The 19509-nt window shown below is 48.8% G+C and carries 19 protein-coding genes and 1 riboswitch; of the genes, 1 reads left to right on the top strand and 18 read right to left on the bottom strand.

Annotated elements, in window-relative coordinates:
- Window positions 1-2 precede the first annotated feature (2 nt).
- From rsmB to VP472_RS07775, 10 genes are all read right to left on the bottom strand, one after another.
- Window positions 3-1346, bottom strand: a complete 1344-nt coding sequence (gene rsmB / locus VP472_RS07820) for a 16S rRNA (cytosine(967)-C(5))-methyltransferase RsmB (RefSeq protein WP_003154341.1) — start codon at window positions 1344-1346, stop codon at window positions 3-5.
- A complete protein-coding gene (gene fmt / locus VP472_RS07815; RefSeq protein WP_101563007.1) occupies window positions 1333-2286 on the bottom strand; it encodes a methionyl-tRNA formyltransferase in 954 nt (317 codons plus the stop codon). Before fmt ends, rsmB begins: the two co-directional genes overlap by 14 nt.
- A gap of 4 nt (window positions 2287-2290) precedes the next feature.
- The gene (gene def / locus VP472_RS07810; RefSeq protein ID WP_146276752.1) at window positions 2291-2773 is read right to left on the bottom strand and encodes a peptide deformylase; all 483 of its coding nucleotides are present in this window, start codon (window positions 2771-2773) and stop codon (window positions 2291-2293) included.
- Between the two features lie 24 nt (window positions 2774-2797).
- Window positions 2798-5209: a primosomal protein N' gene (priA, locus tag VP472_RS07805; RefSeq protein WP_014304990.1), complete on the bottom strand. Its 2412-nt coding sequence runs from the start codon at window positions 5207-5209 to the stop codon at window positions 2798-2800.
- Window positions 5206-6426 carry a bifunctional phosphopantothenoylcysteine decarboxylase/phosphopantothenate--cysteine ligase CoaBC gene (gene coaBC, locus VP472_RS07800; protein WP_070081806.1) on the bottom strand — a complete coding sequence of 407 codons (1221 nt, stop codon included), beginning with the start codon at window positions 6424-6426 and terminating at the stop codon, window positions 5206-5208. Before coaBC ends, priA begins: the two co-directional genes overlap by 4 nt.
- 90 nt (window positions 6427-6516) lie before the next feature.
- Window positions 6517-6720: a DNA-directed RNA polymerase subunit omega gene (gene rpoZ, locus VP472_RS07795; protein ID WP_003154346.1), complete on the bottom strand. Its 204-nt coding sequence runs from the start codon at window positions 6718-6720 to the stop codon at window positions 6517-6519.
- Between the two features lie 3 nt (window positions 6721-6723).
- Entirely contained in the window at window positions 6724-7338 is a 615-nt protein-coding gene (gene gmk / locus VP472_RS07790; protein WP_146276750.1) for a guanylate kinase, read from the bottom strand.
- Window positions 7339-7345: 7 nt separating this feature from the next.
- Window positions 7346-7615, bottom strand: a complete 270-nt coding sequence (gene remA, locus VP472_RS07785) for an extracellular matrix/biofilm regulator RemA (protein WP_003154355.1) — start codon at window positions 7613-7615, stop codon at window positions 7346-7348.
- Between the two features lie 76 nt (window positions 7616-7691).
- Window positions 7692-8567 carry a YicC/YloC family endoribonuclease gene (locus VP472_RS07780; RefSeq protein WP_146276748.1) on the bottom strand — a complete coding sequence of 292 codons (876 nt, stop codon included), beginning with the start codon at window positions 8565-8567 and terminating at the stop codon, window positions 7692-7694.
- 81 nt (window positions 8568-8648) lie between these two features.
- Window positions 8649-11321 (bottom strand): calcium-translocating P-type ATPase, SERCA-type, encoded by a 2673-nt coding sequence (locus VP472_RS07775; protein WP_146276746.1) that lies wholly within the window; start codon window positions 11319-11321, stop codon window positions 8649-8651.
- A 119-nt stretch (window positions 11322-11440) separates the two neighbouring features.
- Here VP472_RS07775 and VP472_RS07770 point away from each other — a divergent pair, with 119 nt between their 5' ends.
- Window positions 11441-13147 (top strand): Rqc2 family fibronectin-binding protein, encoded by a 1707-nt coding sequence (locus VP472_RS07770; protein WP_146276744.1) that lies wholly within the window; start codon window positions 11441-11443, stop codon window positions 13145-13147.
- Window positions 13148-13253: 106 nt separating this feature from the next.
- Here VP472_RS07770 and VP472_RS07765 read toward each other — a convergent pair whose 3' ends face one another.
- The 8 genes from VP472_RS07765 to VP472_RS07730 form a co-directional block, all read right to left on the bottom strand.
- A complete protein-coding gene (locus VP472_RS07765; RefSeq protein WP_225979751.1) occupies window positions 13254-13562 on the bottom strand; it encodes a hypothetical protein in 309 nt (102 codons plus the stop codon).
- On the bottom strand, window positions 13540-14028 hold the full coding sequence (locus VP472_RS07760; protein ID WP_146276742.1) for a precorrin-2 dehydrogenase/sirohydrochlorin ferrochelatase family protein: 489 nt from the start codon (window positions 14026-14028) through the stop codon (window positions 13540-13542). The genes VP472_RS07765 and VP472_RS07760 overlap by 23 nt, the downstream gene beginning before the upstream one ends.
- Window positions 14009-14794 carry a sirohydrochlorin chelatase gene (locus tag VP472_RS07755; RefSeq protein ID WP_146276740.1) on the bottom strand — a complete coding sequence of 262 codons (786 nt, stop codon included), beginning with the start codon at window positions 14792-14794 and terminating at the stop codon, window positions 14009-14011. Before VP472_RS07755 ends, VP472_RS07760 begins: the two co-directional genes overlap by 20 nt.
- Complete coding sequence (gene cobA / locus VP472_RS07750; protein ID WP_077722182.1) at window positions 14795-15568, bottom strand: uroporphyrinogen-III C-methyltransferase; 774 nt, start codon at window positions 15566-15568, stop codon at window positions 14795-14797. It abuts the gene before it with no gap.
- A 124-nt stretch (window positions 15569-15692) separates the two neighbouring features.
- A complete protein-coding gene (gene cysC / locus VP472_RS07745; RefSeq protein ID WP_003154363.1) occupies window positions 15693-16286 on the bottom strand; it encodes an adenylyl-sulfate kinase in 594 nt (197 codons plus the stop codon).
- 13 nt (window positions 16287-16299) lie between these two features.
- Window positions 16300-17448, bottom strand: coding sequence for a sulfate adenylyltransferase (gene sat, locus VP472_RS07740; RefSeq protein ID WP_024085289.1), 1149 nt, complete (start codon window positions 17446-17448; stop codon window positions 16300-16302).
- 48 nt (window positions 17449-17496) lie between these two features.
- Window positions 17497-18561 carry a sulfate permease gene (locus VP472_RS07735; protein ID WP_003154367.1) on the bottom strand — a complete coding sequence of 355 codons (1065 nt, stop codon included), beginning with the start codon at window positions 18559-18561 and terminating at the stop codon, window positions 17497-17499.
- Between the two features lie 12 nt (window positions 18562-18573).
- A complete protein-coding gene (locus VP472_RS07730) occupies window positions 18574-19275 on the bottom strand; it encodes a phosphoadenylyl-sulfate reductase (RefSeq protein WP_003154369.1) in 702 nt (233 codons plus the stop codon).
- Window positions 19276-19402: 127 nt separating this feature from the next.
- Window positions 19403-19507, bottom strand: a riboswitch (SAM riboswitch).
- Window positions 19508-19509: the final 2 nt, after the last annotated feature.

The raw sequence follows: 19509 nt of genomic DNA, 5'->3' as shown, positions 1-19509 counted from the left end.
TTTTATCCCTTCTTTCTCATGCTGCTAATAAAGAAACCGTCTGTTCCGAAATAATGCGGAAGAATTTGAAGGCTTCCATCCTGAACAAAGGGTCTCGCCTTTTCAGGCAGCCGCTTTTCAAGAGACAAATCGGGTTCAAACTCAGGGTGTTCTTGTATAAACGCATGCATAACTTCTTCATTTTCTGTCCGATCCATTGTACACGTACTGTATACGAGTGTGCCACCTTTTTTTACTAATGGGGCGATTTCCCTTAAAATGCCGAGCTGGATTTCTGACAGCCGTCTGCTGTCCTCCGGCGTCTTCGTATATTTCATATCGGGTTTTCTTCTGATGACGCCGAAACCTGAGCAAGGGGCATCAACGAGAATACGGTCAAACCGTTCTGCACCAAAGGCCTCTCCCGCTTTTCGCGCATCCATCGTTTGCGCGTCGATGATCGTAAGTCCGAGCCGTTCTGCGCCCTCTTTAATCAGCTTCACTTTATGGCGGTGAAGATCAAGCGATGTGAGGCTCCCCTCGTTCTCCATCAGTTCCGCAATGTGAGCCGACTTTCCGCCCGGTGCGGCGCATGCATCTAAAACGGTTTCGCCCGGCTTCGGGTCCAGCGCCCGCGCGACAAGCATTGAGCTTTCATCCTGTATGGATACCCGGCCGTTTTGGAAAAATGCCGTGTTCGCGATGCTTCCTTTCAAAAGCTTAATCGCATCAGGAGAAAGGTCTCCGGCTTCCGCTTCCAGACCGGCATTCTCCATCTCATTCAGCACCGTTTCCCTGTCGCTCTTTATGTGATTGACACGGAGCGTCTGCTTCGGCGGAATGAGATGAATCCGGCAGATCTTTTCAGCCGCCTCAAAGCCGTACGCCTCGACCCACTCTTTTACGAGCCATTCGGGATGGCTTGTCTCTGTAGAAAGACGGAGAACCGGGTCTTCAATTTCAGCGAATGACGGCGCCCCCTCACGCTGCAGGGAGCGGAGGATGCCGTTGACAAAGGACGCAATGCCCTTATGCCCGCGTTTTTTGGCGATTTCAACCGCTTCATGGATGGCGGCGCGATCCGGAATTTTTTCTAAATACTCCATTTGATACGCGGACAGACGAAGCAGCTGAATCACCCACGGCTTCACCTTATTCGGCTTGCGGATAAAAGGCTTCAGCATATAGTCTAAGGCGATTTTATTTTGCAGCGTTCCGTAGACAAGCTCTGTCAGCAGTCCTCTGTCCTGATCGCTGAGCGTGTTCGTTTTGATAACCGATGTAAGAAGCAGGTTGCTGTATGCCTGATTTTGCTCAAGCTTCTCAAGCGCTTCAAGGGCGAGCTCCCGGACATTAATTTTCTTCATTTGCTGCTCCTAACACGTCACCGGGCTGCACATTTTTGCCTCTTGCAAAATCTTCGCCCTTCATCCGTTTTTTTCCCGCCGGCTGCAGTTCAGTGATTAAAAGGGCGGTGCTGTTTCCTGATGCGACGACAATGCCGTTTTGCTCCGTGCGGATGACTGTTCCGGGCGCAGCTTCAGTTTTTGCAGCAACTTTTTCAGAAGCCCATACTTTAATAGTTTGACCGTTCAAAGTTGTATAGGCGACAGGCCAAGGGTTTAAACCTCTGATCTGGTTGTAGATCTCTTCTCCGGGCTTTGCCCAATCAATCCGCTCCTGCTCACGCTTAATGTTAGGCGCGTAAGTCGCTTTTGATTCGTCCTGTTTGATCGGTTTAATATTTCCGGAAATGACGTTCGGGACGGTCTCTGACAAAAGCTTTGCCCCAGCTATGCTTAATTTGTCGTGCAGCGTGCCGACGTTATCCGTTTCATCAATTTCCACTTCGATTTTAGAAATCATATCGCCCGCATCAAGCTTTTCAACCATATACATGATCGTCACGCCCGTTTTCTTCTTGCCTTGGAGAATCGAATAATGTATCGGCGCTCCGCCTCTTAATTCGGGCAATAGTGACGCGTGTACGTTGATACAGCCGTATGTCGGGCCGTCCAGCAGCTGCTTGGGCAGGATCTGTCCGAATGCCGCCGTAACAATCAGGTCCGGCTTCAGGCTGAGCACTTTTTCTATTTCTTCTTCGAGCCTTACTTTTTCGGGCTGAAGCACGGGAATGCCGTGACGTTCAGCTTCAGCCTTTACAGGAGGGGGCGTCATGATTTTTTTTCTGCCTTTCGGGCGGTCAGGCTGCGTAACGACACCAACCACTTCATACCCGTCTTCAATAAGCGTGCGCAGGACGGGAACTGAAAAGTCGGGCGTTCCCATAAAAACGATCCTTGTCATCCAATCATCCTTCCATTTCTGCCAGTTCTTCTTCAGTGTAGTAAGCCGTAATTTTTGATGTGAATAAAATGCCGTCTAAATGATCCATTTCATGCTGAACGGCTCTGGCCAAAAAACCCTCCGCTTCTAAAATAAACGGTTTTCCTTTACGGTCGTGGGCTTTTACCTTTACGTAATCCGGGCGGGTGACATCACCGAAAACCCCGGGGAAACTTAAGCAGCCCTCGACTCCGGTCTGTTCACCGCTCTTTTCAAGAATAACCGGATTTACAAGGTCGATCCGGCCGCTTTCTTCACCGATGTCCACGACGGCCGCTCTTTTCAAAATGCCGATTTGCGGCGCGGCGAGACCGACGCCATCCATTTCGAGCATCGTATCGTACATATCGTCAAGCAGTTTTTTTATTTTTTTATCAAACACTGTCACTTCATCGGCCGGTGTTTCCAGAACCTCCGCCGGGTGTGTGACGATTTTTTTCACAGCCAAAATTTTGCCCTCCAAAAACTAATGTTACATCAGCATGTACGGATTCATATCGATTGAAATCATTACATGCTTTTGCGCGATGTCGCGTTTATAGTGCTCCAGTATCTTTTTCAACTGAATCTGCAACTCGTTTTCCTGTCTGTATTTTATCACGCATTGATAGCGATATCTATCTTTGATCCTGGCAATCGGGGAAGCCGCCGGCCCGAGAATTTTCGTATCAGGCCCGCATCCCGCTCTTAAATAGTTTGTAATCTTTTCTGCGGTGACCGCGGCTTTTGCCGCTTCTTCATGAGAAACGGTCACCAGCGCCACGTAATAATACGGCGGATATGACTGGGCCCGTCTGTGCGCCATTTCCTGCTGAAAAAAAGTTTCATAGTCGTGCGTTTTCGTCAGCTGAATGCTGTAATGAGACGGTGTATACGTTTGAATGACCACCGTTCCCGGCTTTTCATGCCGCCCGGCCCGTCCGCTTACCTGCGTCAGCAGCTGGAATGTCTTCTCCGCGGCCCTGAAATCTGGGATGTGAAGCGTCGTATCTGCGCTTAATACTCCGACAAGCGTCACGTTCGGAAAATCAAGCCCTTTTGCGATCATCTGCGTACCGAGCAGGATATCCGCCTTCCCTTCACCGAACGCTGACAACAATTTTTCATGGGCGCCTTTTCTTGAAGTGGTATCCACATCCATCCTGATCACACGCGCCTGAGGCAGCACTTTGGTAAGCTCCTCCTCCACACGCTGCGTGCCCGTGCCGAAAAAGCGGATATGTTCGCTGCCGCATTCCGGGCATGTTCCCGGGACAGGTTCCTCATGGCCGCAGTAATGGCATTTCAGCCTTTGCCCGTAGCGGTGATAAGTCATGGAAATGTCGCAATGCGGACATTGCGGCACATAACCGCAATCCCGGCACATCACAAACGAGGAATACCCCCGTTTATTCAGAAAAAGGACGGCCTGCTCTTTTTTTGCAAGCTTCTCTTCCAGCTGTTCCATCAGCTCTCTTGAAAACATTGATCTGTTGCCGTTTCTCAGTTCTTCTCTCATATCAACGAGAGAAACGTCAGGCATGAGCTGGCGGTTTACGCGATGTTTTAATGGAAGCAGCTCATAAACGCCTTTTTTCGCCCGCGCAAATGACTCCAATGTCGGCGTGGCGCTCCCGAGGACGACCGGACAGCTGTGATGCTCGGCCCGGCGGATGGCTACGTCCTTTGCATGATACCGCGGCATTTCCTCCTGCTTATAGGAAGATTCGTGCTCTTCATCAATAATGATCATGCCGAGATTTTCAAACGGGGCAAAGATGGCCGATCTGGCTCCGACGACAAGCCGGACTTCCTTGCGCTGAATCTTCCGCCATTCATCGTATTTTTCACCTGTGGATAATCCGCTGTGCATGACCGCAACCTGTGAGCCGAAGCGGCCTTTAAAACGGTTGACCATTTGCGGTGTCAACGAGATTTCCGGAACGAGCACGATGGCTTCTTGTCCTTTTGCCAGCACTTTTTCAATGGATTGCAGGTAAATTTCCGTTTTGCCGCTTCCCGTGACGCCGTGAAGCAGAAAGACGTGGTGGACATGGTCGGCTACGGCTTGTTTAATCGGCTCAAAAGCGGCCTGCTGCTCTTCTGTAAGAGAGAGCGGCTCTGTTTTTTTGAACATTCTGTCCTGATAAGGATCGCGGTAAACCTCCTCGAAGCTTTCCGTAAGGAGCCCCTTTTTAAGAAGCGTTTTCAGCGTCGCAGAACTGGAATCGGTCTTTTTGCAAAGTTCAGCCGCGGAAATCTTTTCTCCCCCGCCGATAAAATAAGTAAGCACGGCGAGCTGTTTAGAAGCCTGCTTTGTCAATGAATCTGCGTGCCGGGCGAGTTCTTCTTTGTCTGCCCCCGCTTCGATCATGCGGATCATTTTTTTATTCGTTTTTTGGGCGACTTTATATGTGACATCAATGCTTCCTTTACGCACGAATTTCTGAAGTGACGAAAGAATGCTTTCATCGGTAATATCCGAGTACAGAAGACTTTTTTGATTCCTGAAAAGCTGTTTGATGTCCGGGGTCAGCGCTTCTTCGTCAACGACTTTCAGCTCTTTCTCGTACTTCGCCTTCAGTGCGGCGGGCAGCATTGCCTGAAGCGCCGTGATTTTAAACGACAGCGTTTTGTCAGAAAGCCATGAAGACAGCTGCATCAGTTCCTCAGTCAGAACTGGCGTCAAATCAAGAAGCTTCTCGACTTCCTTCATTGAGCCGCCGTTTAATTCGGACGAATCTTTCAAACCGGTCACAAATCCTTGAAGCTTGCGCGGGCCAAACGGGACAATCACCCGCATGCCGACTTCGATCATCCCTTTTAAATGATCGGGAATTTTGTAATCAAAGGGTCTGTCAATGTTTTTGGAGCTGACATCGACAATGACTTCTGCTACATTCATACGGGTTTTCGGTCCTCGGCTTTCAAAGCGGTCATTTCCTTCAGCATTTCAAAGGAAACGTCAAGTTTAGACATAAGCGCAAGCTCCCGTTTTCTTCCGTCCCGGAAATAGAAGGTGACGACATTCGTATCCGTGCCAAATCCGGCCCCTTCCGCTTTCACATCATTCGCAACGATCATATCAAGGTTTTTCTGTTCGAGTTTTCTGCGCGCATAGCGTTCGACGTCTTGCGTTTCAGCCGCAAATCCGACCAGCAGCTGGTGTGTTTTCCGTTCGCCGAGTTCTTTCAGTATGTCTGCTGTACGGTTGAATTCGATCACGAGCGAACCGTCTTTCTTCTTCATTTTGTGATCAGAAACAGCCGCCGGCGTAAAATCGGCCACGGCCGCCGTCTTAATCACCATGTCGCATGAATCAAACACAGAAAGCACGGCTTCTCTCATATCAGCTGCCGATTGCACAGGAAGAAACTGATACAGCCCGACTGGCGGCTCTATTGACACCGGGCCTGAAATCAGCGTCACCCGCGCCCCGAGACGGACGGCGGCTTCAGCAGCAGCGTAGCCCATTTTGCCGGTGGATTTATTTGTGAAGAAGCGGACAGGGTCCACGGCTTCGCGCGTCGGACCGGCCGTAATGACAATATGTTTTCCTTTCAGCGGCGCATCGTCTTCAGGCTCCTTAAAATGCTCACTGACACGCTCAACAATAAGCTCCGGCTCCTCCAGCCTTCCTTTGCCGACATATCCGCATGCCAAATAGCCTTCACTCGGCTCGATAAAGCGGACCCCGTCCTGATAAAGCACAGAGATGTTCCGTTTCACCGCCGGATGATCATACATATGGACATTCATCGCAGGCGCCACCCAGACTGGGGCCTCAGCCGCCAGCACCGTCGTTGTGAGCATATCATCAGCAATTCCGTTGGCAAGCTTGCCGATGATATTTGCCGTAGCGGGCGCGACAATAATTAAATCCGCCCAGTCAGCGGCATCAATATGAGAAATCACCTTCGGATTCTGTTCATTAAATGTATCTGTATACACTTCATTCCGGCTCAGCGCCTGAAATGTCAGCGGAGAAACAAACTCACGCGCGGACTCAGTCATAATCACTTTGACGTTTGCGCCGGCCTGAACCAGCTTGCTCGTGAGTGCGGAAGCTTTATAAACGGCAATTCCCCCGCTTACGCATAGCAAAATGTTTCGGTTTTTCATGAAGTCTTCTCCCCTTTATGAAAGCATTGGACAAATCCCAAACGGAAAAAAATAACAACCTATGTAGAGATAGGTTGCTACGTGTGCTTGTTATTCGCTGTCTTCTCTTTCAAACGAAAGCAGGCCCGCGTCAATTTCTTCTAAAGCTTTGCCTACATATTTGTGAGAAATGGTATGTTCAATCTGCTGGTCCTTTTTGATCTGCATTTCACGCGCGCGTCTTGCAGACACAGTCACCAGCGTATATTTAGAATCTAATTTATTCATTAAAGAGTCAATTGACGGATCTAACATAAGTTATTCTACCTCCAGCATTTTCTTATATCTCGGAGCGACGCGTTCACGTTTTAAGTGCTCGGCGAGAACGATTGCGTTAATCTTATCACAAGCCGTTTGGATATCGTCGTTTTCAACGACATAATCATACGCGTCCATCATTTCGATTTCAGCTTTTGCGGCATTCATTCTGTTTTCGATTAAATCGTCGGTTTCAGTCCCTCTTGTCACGATTCTGTTTTTCAGCTCAGAAAGACTCGGCGGCGCTAAGAAGATAAACAGGCCTTCCGGAAATGCATTCCGCACTTGGAGCGCGCCCTGCACTTCAATCTCTAAGAAGACGTCTTTTCCTTCTTGAAGCGTCTGTTCGACATAATCAACGGGCGTTCCGTAATAGTTGCCGACATATTCTGCCCACTCAAGCAGTTTGTTGTTTTCAATCATGCGTTCGAATTCTTCTCTGGATTTAAAGAAATAATCGACGCCGTCGACCTCGCCCTCTCTCGGGTTTCTCGTCGTGACTGAAATTGAGTATTCAAATTTCGTGTCCTCTTGTGAAAATATTGCTTGCCGAACCGTTCCTTTTCCAACTCCGGAGGGACCTGAGAGAACGATTAATAACCCTCTTTCTTTCATGCGGCAATTACCCCTGCCCTTCATCCATAATTTCTTCTTTCACAGAAAGTCTGTGTGCAACTGTCTCAGGCTGGACGGCAGATAAGATAATGTGATCACTATCCATGACGACAACTGCACGGGTTCTTCGTCCGTATGTAGCGTCTATTAGCATTCCGCGGTCTCTTGCATCCTGGATCATTCGCTTTATTGGCGCAGACTCCGGGCTGACAATCGAAATCATCCGATTGGCGGAGATGATATTGCCAAATCCGATATTAATCAGTTTAATCGTCATCTTCTACGTTCCCCCTGTAAAATAGACGTCTCTAGTGTAACCTGAAGAGACCGTCTGTAAACAATACGCACAGTCGCTATTCTATATTTTGCACTTGTTCCTTCAATTTTTCAATAGAACTTTTCATTTCAACGACAAGCTTTGTGATTTGATGATCATTGGCTTTTGAGCCGATCGTGTTCGCTTCCCGGTTAAGCTCCTGAACAAGGAAATCAAGTTTGCGGCCGACTGCCCCGCCTTCTTTTAATATATCACGGAATTGAACAAAATGGCTCTTTAATCTGGTAATTTCTTCCGTTATATCAGAACGATCGGCGAAAATGGCGCATTCCGTGATCAGCCTGCTTTCGTCGAGCGCGTCCTCCGTCCAATCCTTCATTCGGGCGTAAAGACGCTCGCGGTATTGAATAACAACGGCCGAAGCGCGCTCTTTCACCTGTTCGGACAGCGTCTCAAGCCGCTCAATGTGCAGAAAGCAGTCTTCCGCCAAAAGCCGGCCTTCTTTTTCCCTCATGTCACAAAGTTCCTTTACAGCCAGCTCAGCGGCTTCCCTGATGACTTCTTCAAGCTTGTCATCACGCATCTGTTCTTCGTGAATCTGCGCAATATGTTCAAATCTAAAGAAATCCATTGCATCGGGTTCTGCGGCCAGGCTGTAGCGCTCTTTCATCGCGCGTGCGGCGCTCACATATTCATCAAGGAGCTCCCAATCGATGTTCAGGCTTCTTTTTATGAGCGCGTCACTGTTTACAGTGAGAAACAGCTCTACTCTTCCGCGCTGTATATGCTGCAATATCGTTTGTTTCAGCTTATCCTCTACATATAGCAAAGGCCGTGGCAGGCGGGCGTTCACTTCTTTGAACCGGTAATTGACGGATTTCAATTCAACGGTTGCCGAGAGATCGCCTTTTGTGCTGCTTGCGCTGCCGAAGCCTGTCATACTCCGTATCATATGAAACACCCAATTCTTTCCCGTTATCAAAATAAAAGGGCAATAGACATGCTATTACCCCTAAGATTATATCATATGGAATTATTTTTTTCTTGTCAAAAGTGAACCCGCCAGCAAAAAAGTAGGTATGCCAGACATACCGATAATCAGCATCCAATCGCCCGGCGTAATCGGCACTGTTTTGAAAATCGGCTGCAGCGGCGGATAATAGATGACGATGACCATCAGGAAGACAGAAGAAATGATGGCGCCGAGCAGATAGATATTTTCAAACGGATTCCGGGAGAAAACAGACGTTTCGCTCCGGCAGTCAAACACGTGTATAAGCTGAGCCAGGACAAGAGTCGCGAATGCGACGGTCTGTGCGTAGGGCAGATTTTCAGGATTGCGGTGATAGACGATGATAAACGCAAAAATGGTTGCGGCTCCGATTAAAAACCCTCTTGATACGACTTTCCAGCCCAGTTTTCTCGCAAACACTCCTTCTTTCGGATGCCGCGGCTTCCGCCTCATCAGGTCTCCTTCCGGCTGATCCATACCGAGGGCCATCGCCGGCAGCCCGTCAGTGACTAAGTTCACCCACAATATCTGAATCGGGACGAGCGGCAGCGGCAGAGCGAGAAGCATCGCAAACAGCATCACTAAAATTTCACCGACGTTGGAGGCGAGCAAATACCGGACGAATTTTCTTATATTTTCATAGATATTCCGTCCCTCTTTTATGGCTGATTTAATCGTAGCAAAGTTATCATCCACCAGAATGAGAGAAGAGGCTTCCTTTGCCACATCCGTTCCCGTCACGCCCATGGCAACACCGATATCTGCCTGCTTTATGGCCGGCGCGTCATTAACCCCGTCTCCCGTCATGGCGACGACGTGTCCGTTTTCCTGAAACGCTTTGACGATTTTCAATTTATGTTCAGGTGACACGCGTGCGAAGACGTAGACATCATCGACCGTTTCGATAAGTTCTTTGTCCGTAAGCTCATTCAGCGTCTTGCCGTCCATCACACGCCCCTTTTTCGGAAGAAGACGCAAATCTTTTGCAATGGCCTTTGCCGTTTCGACGTGATCCCCTGTGATCATAACCGTTTTAATGCCGGCCTCACGGCATTCTTTAATGGCCTGTCTGACCTCCGGACGGGGCGGATCAATCATGCCTGACAAGCCGAGCATCGTCAGATTTTTTTCCGCCTGCTCCATTGTCGGCTTTTCTCCGGCCTTAAGCGGTTTATAAGCAATCGCGATCGTACGCAAAGCTTGCGACGCCAGCTCTTTCAGAACCGCTTCCGTTTCTGCTTTCTTTTCTCCTGAAAAAGGCGTACTTCTTGCGCCGTGCATCAGATGTGACGAGCGGTCAATCAGCACATCGGGCGCTCCTTTAGTGATGACGAACTGCTTTTTTTCCTTATCCTCTACAATGACGGTCATCATTTTGCGGACGGAGTCAAACGGAAACTCGGCAACCACGCGGTATTGCCCGCTGAGCCAATCGTTTGAATAGCCGCCCTTTCTTGCAGCCGTCAGCAGCGCGCCTTCTGTCGGATCACCGTCGAGTACATAACGGCCGTCTTTCAGTGCGATTTCAGATGTGTTGCACAACGCGCCGAAAACCAGCATCTGTTCAAGAATCTTCTCATCTTTCGGCTTGATTTCCCGCTCATCGCGAGTGAAAACGCCCTCCGGCACATAGCCGATGCCCGACACTTTATAAATTTTTCCGCCTGACCACATATGGGTGACGGTCATTTTGTTTTGTGTCAGCGTGCCGGTTTTATCAGAACAAATGACAGAGGCGCAGCCCAATGTTTCAACCGCCGGGAGCTTTCTGACAATTGATTTTTGTTTGATCATGCGCTGGACGCCGATTGATAATGCCACCGTAACAATGGCGGGAAGCCCTTCCGGAATCGCGGCGACGGCCAATGACACCCCGGCCAAAAACATGCTGTAAAGATCATGTCCCTGTAAGACGCCGACTGCAACGACCAATACCGTTAAAAGGAGCGCGACGATAATTAAAATTTTGCCGAGCTCTTCAAGTCTTCGCTGCAGCGGTGTTGAAAGGCTGCCGGCGGATTCCAGCATATCGGCAATTTTCCCCATTGCCGTATTCATTCCTGTACCGACGACGACGCCGACACCGCTGCCGCGCGTTACGATCGTACCCATAAACGCCATATTGCTGATGTCGCCTAACGAAACATCCGGCTTTCTCAATTTATCGGCTTGTTTAACCACCGGAATTGATTCCCCGGTCAGCGCCGATTCCTCAATTTCAAGGCTTTTCGCTTCAACGATCCGCACATCCGCGCCAATCCGGTCGCCGCTTGAAAATTTCATGATATCGCCGGGAACGAGCTCCTTGGACTGAATTTTCTTCCAGCTCCCGTCCCGCAACGCTGACACATACGGCGTTGACAGCTCTTTTAATGCATGTAAAGACTTTTCCGCCCGCCGCTCTTGAAAAAAACCGAGAACCCCATTGACAAATACAATCGCCATAATCGCTACGGCATCTACATATTCGCCTAAAAACCCGGATATTAAGGTTGCCGCCAGCAGCACGAGCACCATAAAATCTTTAAATTGGGCGAAAAACACGGCGATCGCCGGTGTCCTCTTGCCCTCCTGAAGCTCGTTCGGCCCGTGCTTTTCAAGGCGTTTTTTCACCTCTTTTTCGGTCAACCCCTGTTTAATGGACGTATTTGTTGCTTTCAGCAAATCGGTTTGTCCCATTTCATGAAACTTCATTCTTCTCGTCCACTCCCCTGCCTCGCTTTAGAGATGTCACTCTGTAAACAAGCTTATTCTGACTCGCCCCTTTTCATGCTATAATTATCGAATGCAGGAAGAAGGAAAGGGTGTTTTATATGTCTTTTGATGGCATGTTTACATACGGAATGACACATGAATTAAACAGCCGGATTGCCGGAGGCCGGATCACGAGAGTCCATCAGCCTTTTAAGCACGATGTGATATTCCATATCCGCGCCAACGGAAAAAACCACAAATTATTATTGTCGGCGCACCCGAGCTATTCACGGGTGCACATGACAAACCAGGCCTATGAAAATCCGAGCGAGCCGCCGATGTTTTGTATGCTGCTCAGAAAGCATATAGAAGGCGGATTTATTGAGAAAATAGAGCAGGCCGGATTAGACCGGATTATGATATTCCGCATAAAAAGCAGAAATGAAATCGGCGACGAAACCGTAAGAACGCTGTATGTTGAAATTATGGGACGGCACAGCAATATTATTCTGACTGACGGAGAAGGAGCCATCATCGACGGGCTGAAACATTTATCTCCGTCGATGAACAGCTACCGGACCGTTCTGCCGGGATATGATTACAAGCTTCCTCCCGCTCAGGAAAAAATTTCGCCGCTTGCCGCGGATGAAGAGGACGTTTTGCGTTATCTCAGTTTTCAGGAAGGACGGCTTGACCAGCAGATCGTCAGACATTTCTCCGGTGTTTCTCCGCTGTTTGCAAAAGAAGCCGTTCACAGAGCGGGTCTCGCTAACAAAATAACGCTGCCGAAGACGCTGCTTGAAATGTTCCATGCCGTGAAAGATTGCAGGTTTACACCGAACATTACGACAGCCGGCGGAAAGGAATACTTTTATCTCCTGTCTCTCACACATGTAAACGGAGAGGAGCGCACCTTTCACTCACTGAGTGAGCTGTTGGACCGGTTTTATTTCGGCAAAGCGGAACGCGACCGCGTCAAACAGCAGGCGCAGGATCTCGAGCGGTTTGTCGCAAATGAACGGAAAAAGAACGCCAATAAGATAAAAAAGCTGGAAAAGACGCTCGACTACTCAGAGAATGCGAAGGAATTCCAGCTATACGGCGAACTGCTGACGGCGAATTTGTATATGCTGAAAAAAGGTGACAAAGAAGCGGAAGTCATCAATTATTATGATGAAGAAAGTAAGACGGTGACCATCCCTTTAAATCCGAACAAAACACCGTCAGAAAATGCACAGATGTATTTTACAAAGTATCAAAAGGCGAAGAATTCCATCGAGGTGGTAAAAGAACAGATCCGTCTGGCCGAGGAGGAAATCGCTTATTTCGATCAGCTGATCCAGCAGCTCTCCTCCGCCTCCACAAAGGATATTCACGAAATAAGGGAAGAGCTTGTGGAAGGCAAATATCTGCGGCCGAAACAGCAGAGAGGACAGAAAAAACAGAAGCAGCACGTTCCTGTTTTGGAGCAATATGAATCTTCACAGGGATTGACGATTCTTGTCGGCAAAAACAATAAACAAAATGAGTACTTAACGACAAAAGCTGCCGCAAGGGATGATTTATGGTTCCACACGAAAGACATTCCGGGTTCCCACGTTGTGATTAAAAGCAGCGATCCGGATGAACAATCCATACTGGAGGCCGCTGCGATCGCCGCTTATTTTTCCAAAGCGAAAGATTCCGGCTCCGTTCCGGTTGATTATACAAAAATCAGACATGTGAAAAAGCCAAACGGCGCAAAGCCCGGATTTGTCACCTATGACAGCCAGCATACCGTATTTGTCACACCTGATGCCGACCTTGTCATACGGCTGAAAAAATAAACGCACCTCCAAGCTGAAACCCGCGCTCAGCTTGGAGGTGTTTTTTATTACGTATAAACGGAGACGAAACTCTCCCAGCCGTCAGAATCATCTTTACAATATCTGATCAGTTTCCCGTCATGTCTGCCTGATCCGCCGGGCCGTCTATGATTAAAACGGTCACACCTGATTTGGCGGCGGATACTTTCACCTTCCCTCGCCGAACCTGAGCACATTCGGGCGGGTCTCTGACCTTTCCTTTGTATGCGGGCGGAATCCAGGCGGCATCGGGATCACATACATATTCCGCATCACTTCGCAATCCTGACCGCTTTCGTTTTGAATTTTTCACATTCGGCGGACTGTCAGGACAGTATAAAAAACACCCTGCCTGATGACAGACAAGGTGTTTTTTATGATCTTCTTCTTTTCTCAAATAATCGATCCACTTCTTCAGCCAAATCAGCAGTAATGAGAGGCTTTATGTCCTCAGCCAGTCTTTTCGTATGTGCCGGGCTTGCGCCGCTTGTTGATACGGATACTTGAATGCGCCCTTTGCGGATGATCTTCGGCATATACACGCTGCCCCGTTCAGCCTCGCTTACACAATTGACCAGCTGCGTTTCAGAAGCGCCCGCGGCTATCTCCCGATTCACGCTGCGGTCATTTGTCGCGGCAATGATGAAAAAAGCGGGCGCGAGATCCTTCATTTCAATTTTACGGGAAACCCAGCGGATACGTCCTTCATCTGCCAGCTGTTTAATTTCAGGCATGACATCAGGACTGATTACAGTAATATCCGCGCCTTCCGGAAGCAGTGTTTTGAGCCTTCTTAAGGCAACATTGCCTCCGCCCGCGATGATAATTCTTTTTCCGCTGAGATTAATGTGAAGAGGCAGCATACTGTCCCCCCTTAAAATCAAACTGACCGCCGGGGTTTCGGACAGCTTCTGTCACACGGTTCAAAAACGCCTGCTTAATATGCGGGTGAAAACCTAAGTATGATGCGAGATGAACATTTTGATTGATCGTTTGAAGCTTTTGAACTTCCCGTTCAATCTCAGTCATTAAAAGCCCGGTAAACAGAAGATATGGAACGATAAAAACGGGTGCTCCGTCATCCTCTTCAAGGCCGGCAAACACTTCTTTATAGTGCGGGTCACATGCTGTTAAAAAACAAGGGATGACTTCTTTAACAGGTGTAATCGCCTCAAGTTTTCCGGCAATCTCACTGACTGCGTTTTTAACGGCCGGATCTGTGCTTCCTCTTCCGATCAGCACCACTTTCGCCTGCTCAATGGGCACTCCGGTATCTTCAATGCGATGATGGACCGCTTTTACGACTTCATCGTCCACTCCGATCGGAACACCATATGTCACTTTTATACCGGGATGCAGGGCCGCCGCACGGTCGATTTCAGCCGGAATGTCATGTTTTGCGTGGGCAGCGGTCAACAGCAGCAAAGGCACGGCCGCAATATGAGTGGCGCCTTGTCTGACACAAGCTTCAAATCCCGCTTCAATAGACGGTTCCTGCAGTTCTAAAAAACAGATTTCCTGAATGGGAGCGTCAGCGTGCGGCAGACACCCTTTTAAAAACGCCGCCGACTCTGTCTGCGCTTTTTTCAGCCTGCTTCCGTGCCCGATATATAAAATCGCCTGCTTCATTTACAACGCCTCGCTCAAATCCGGATTTTTCTGTTCAGATGCATACCAGTCCAGTTTGCAGTGATAATTGACGACATCACCGATAACAATTAAGCTCGGGTTTTTGATTTCTTCTTTTATCACTGTATCTGAAAGGGTGCCGACGGTGCAGACGACTGTTTTTTGCCTGTCCGTCGTTCCCCAATGAATAAAGGCTGCCGGAGTGCCGCCGTCTCTGCCGTTTTCCAGCAGCATTCTTTCAATCTGCCGGATATTTTTAATTCCCATATAAATCACCAGCGTATCAATGCCCGTCGCCAGCGCTTTCCATTTTTCTTCAAAGTCGTCTTCTTGTTTATAATGCCCCGTAACGAATGCAACATTGGAGCTCGCCTCTCTGTGCGTCACCGGAATGCCGGCATAAGCAGCAGCCGCGATTCCTGATGTAATGCCGGGAACGATCTCAAACGGAATGGCGTTTTGTGCGAGAGCCTCCGCTTCTTCGCCTCCGCGGCCGAAAACAAACGGGTCGCCCCCCTTGAGCCTTACAACGGTTTTCCCCTTTTTCGCATACTTCACAAGGAAACGGTTGATCGTATCCTGTTTCATAATGTGAAAATCCGGGAGCTTGCCGCAGTAAATCAGATCCGCTTCTTCTCCGGCGTACTGTAAAATCTCTTTGCTTACCAATCTGTCATATAATATAACGTCCGCTTTCTGTATGGCTTTCATTGCCTTCACCGTTAATAAGTCCGGATCTCCCGGACCGGCTCCAACGATAAATACTTTCCCCATAGCATGTCTCCCCGATCCGTTTTGAAATCTTCCCAGAACAGCCGCGAGGCCGCACTTCAGCTATTTTACCATATCCCGCCATTGCGGGGGATATCCGGCTGATTGCGCGGCCTTTTTGGACCTATTATGCTAAGCTGTTTTTCACAAAGTCAACCAGTCTTCCGGTGCATTCTTCACGTTCAAATTTGCCTGAATCAAGTACGAGCTCAGGCGCTTTCGGCTCTTCATACGGTGAGTCGATCCCCGTAAAGAACGGAATTTCACCATTTCTTGCTTTTTTATATAAACCTTTCGGATCGCGCTTTTCACATATATCGAGGTCGCATTTCACGTAGATTTCATTAAATTCGCCCTCTGCCACAAGCTCTCTCACCTGATCTCTGTCCTCACGGAAGGGAGAAATAAAAGCCGTGATGACGATGGTTCCCTGCTGAACGAAAAGCTTCGCCACTTCCCCGATGCGGCGTATATTTTCCTTGCGGTCATCATCGGAAAAACCTAAGTCCTTGTTTAAGCCGTGGCGGATGTTATCACCATCAAGCACAATGACTTGATAGCCTTGTTCAAACAACTCGCGCGCTGCGGCGTTTGCAATTGTGGATTTCCCTGAACCGCTTAAGCCCGTCAGCCAGAGGATAGAGCTTTTATGCTTGTTTTTCTGCTGGTATTCTTCTTTCGTTATTGAGGCTTCATGCCATACGATATCACGATTTGTCACTCTATTTTCCTCCTTAAGAAACGCCTGCTTCTTCTTTCGTTTTCAGCCCTTTAATCAACACCTCGACAACTTCAGGACGGCTGAATTCCGCCGGCGGCATGACGCCGCTTCGCAGCATTTCTCTGACCTTTGTTCCTGACAGAATGACGTGGTCTTCTCTGTCATGAGGGCATGTTTTGGCCGTTCCCATGTTGCCGCATTTCTGGCAGAAGAAGCTGTGCTCGAATTTCATCGGTGTAATCCCGAGTTCATCCGCTGTAAATTGATCAAACAGCTCTTGCGCTTCATATGTGCCGTAGTAATCACCGACGCCGGCATGATCGCGGCCGACAATAAAATGCGTGCAGCCGTAGTTTTTGCGGACAAGCGCGTGGAAAATGGCTTCTCTCGGCCCCGCATACCGCATTGCCGCCAAAAACACGCCGAGGAATACGCGGTCTTTCGGATAATAATGATCGAGCAGCACCTGGTAGCTTTCCATTCTGACATCCGCCGGAATGTCATCTGATTTTGTTTCACCGACGAGCGGGTTCAAAAACAGGCCGTCAACCGTCTCAAGCGCGGTTTTTTGGATATATTCGTGGGCGCGGTGGACCGGATTTCTCGTTTGGAAACCGACGATGGTTTTCCAGCCCTTTTCTTCGAAGCTTCGTCTTGTATCGGCAGGTTCAAATGTAAACTCAGGAAACTGCTTTGACGCTTTTTTAATTAATGTGATCGGCCCGCCGACATACGTATCGCCGCGTGAAAATAATTTTTTCACGCCCGGATGCGCGGCATCATCGGTTTTATATACGTGAACGGCTTCTTTTTGTTTATCCGGCGTATAAATATCTTCGATGTCGACGACACCGTATGTTTCTCCGCCGTAAGTCAGTTTCACCGTGTCGCCGACGGCAAGCTCAGCCGCTTTTTCTGAATCGACCGGAAGCGTGATCGGCAGGGACCAGACAACCCCTGATGCCAGACGCATATTTTCAACGACTGACACGTAATCTTTTTCTGTGAAAAATCCTTCAATCGGGCTGTACCCCCCGATTCCGATCAGCTCTAAATCAGCGAACGAAATCAAATCAAGCTCAATTTCTTTGTGGACGGATGTAAGATCATACTGCTCATTCACCCGATTAATTAATGTTCCTCCGTGCGGTGCTAAACTCATAATACATGATTCCTCCCAGTTAACAGATAAATAAACTCAGATTAATAGTTAAATGCCCCCGCCTTGTTCATGGACAGAGCGTTTCTCTTTTCGGATGGCTTTCATCAGACTGGCGGCTCCGCCAGCTGCCAAAAGCACGCTGGCCATCATAAAGATGGAATAGTAATCTCCTTTTAACAGCAGGGAGACAAGCAGATACGAAATCGACAGTGACAAAAACGGCGAAACAACCCATACTTTGAGCATCGTTTTCACGACTTCTTTATGAAAAACGTTCGGCCCGTTTTTGGCCATTCCGATACCGATAATTGATGATGATGTGACTTGCGCCAATGGGACCGGCAGACCGAAGACGGAACTGATAATGACAAGCCCCGCGCCGGTTCCTGAAAGCAGTATGCCTTCTCCGGCTGAAAATCTCGTAATCTTTTTCCCGTTGGTTTCAAGCACTTTACGTCCTAAAAGCAGAGCGCCGAGAGCGACAAAGATGCCTCCGTACAGCGTTCCTTTTGACACGCTGAGTACGCCCGCAGCCACCAAAGGGCCCACCGCATTTGCGACATTGTTCATTCCGGCTGAAAAAGCTTCCCAAAACCCCGCAAAAAGCAGCACAATCCCTAAAATCTTCTGTTTCCGTTTCGAAATGACTCGAATATTCAGAGAACTGAATACCTTCGATACGAGAAAGGTGAAACAGAACGCGACGAACGGTACGAGCACCCAAAAAATCACGATGACCAAAAGATGCTGTAAAAACAATACTTTGTACGCGACGCCGACACCGACAATCGCCCCGACAGTGACCTCACTCGTCGACAGCGGAATGCCGAGCACATTCGCCGTGAATAACGATAGCGCCGCCGCTCCGATTATAATGCAGACAATGGTGAGCGTAATGGTTTGTTCGGGAATGATTCCGCCGCTGATCGTCTTAACGACTTCACCGCCGCCGATAACCGCTCCTGACAGGACTCCGGCCGCGCAGATGATCAGCGCATATGTTTTCTTTTTAACGGCGCCGGACCCGTAAGCGACTCCCATTGATGCCGCGGCTCCGCTGGCTCCGATATTCATGGCAAAAAACAGACAGAATAAAATAGCGGCTAATTCCATCGGGCAGCTCCTTTATTCATGCAGTCCGCATTCGGTTTTCGCCATGCCGTTCCATCTGCCGCTCCGCAAATCTTCCGCGGTAAACGCAGGTGAAGTGCACGGTTCACAGCCGATGCTCGGATACCCCTGATCATGGAGGATATTGTAATCCAGCTCATGCTTGGAAGTATATCTCCAGATGTCTTTCCATGTCCAATGGATCAGCGGGCATACTTTAATCGATTGAAACTTGTCGTCTTTATTCAGGAAATTCGTATTCGCCCGGCTCGGCCCTTGATCCCGGCGAAGGCCGGACAGCCATGCCGGATGCCCTGCGAGTGCTTCTCTTAACGGCAGAATTTTTCTGATGTAGCAGCACTGGTTCGGTTCTCTTTCCCACAGTTTATCTCCGTGAGCCTCGGCCTGTTCCTCAAGAGTAAGGCTGGGCTTTTTCAGGATAATGTTCAGCCCCGGGTAACGTTCTTTCACTTTTTCGATCGTTTCATATGTTTCTTTAAAGTGAAGACCCGTATCGAGAAACACGATTTCCGCGTCTTTCTTTACTTTAGAAATTAAATCGATCAGGACGATGCCCTCAATCCCGAAGCTGCACGCGTAAACAAGCTGGTCTCCGTAGTGGCCGTATGCCCATTTTAAAACGGACAGCGCGCCTTTATAGGAATCGTCTTCCGGAAATGTAATCGCCGGCTCTTCCCATGTGTCATACGTTAGCATTTTTTCTTTCCTCCTCCCGGAGACAATCAAACAGCTGTTGTTCTCTGCCGGTTGTCTTATCCCTCAATCTTTTTTTTATATAAAAAACTTTCAATCCAGCGGAATGAAAGACAGTGACCCGGTATAGCCCTTATCTTCAAAATGCTGTGCATTTTTCTGGATGCGGCACCTTGCAATACACGCAGGTTGCCGGGCGTCATCGGTCCAGTCCCTCAGCCGCTCTTGATAAGCTTT

The sequence above is a fragment of the Bacillus sp. MT(2024) genome (assembly GCF_036362845.1).
Lineage (GTDB): Bacteria > Bacillota > Bacilli > Bacillales > Bacillaceae > Bacillus > Bacillus velezensis.
The sequence above is the reverse complement of the archived record's forward strand: the minus strand, read 5'-3'. Positions and strand labels throughout refer to the sequence as shown.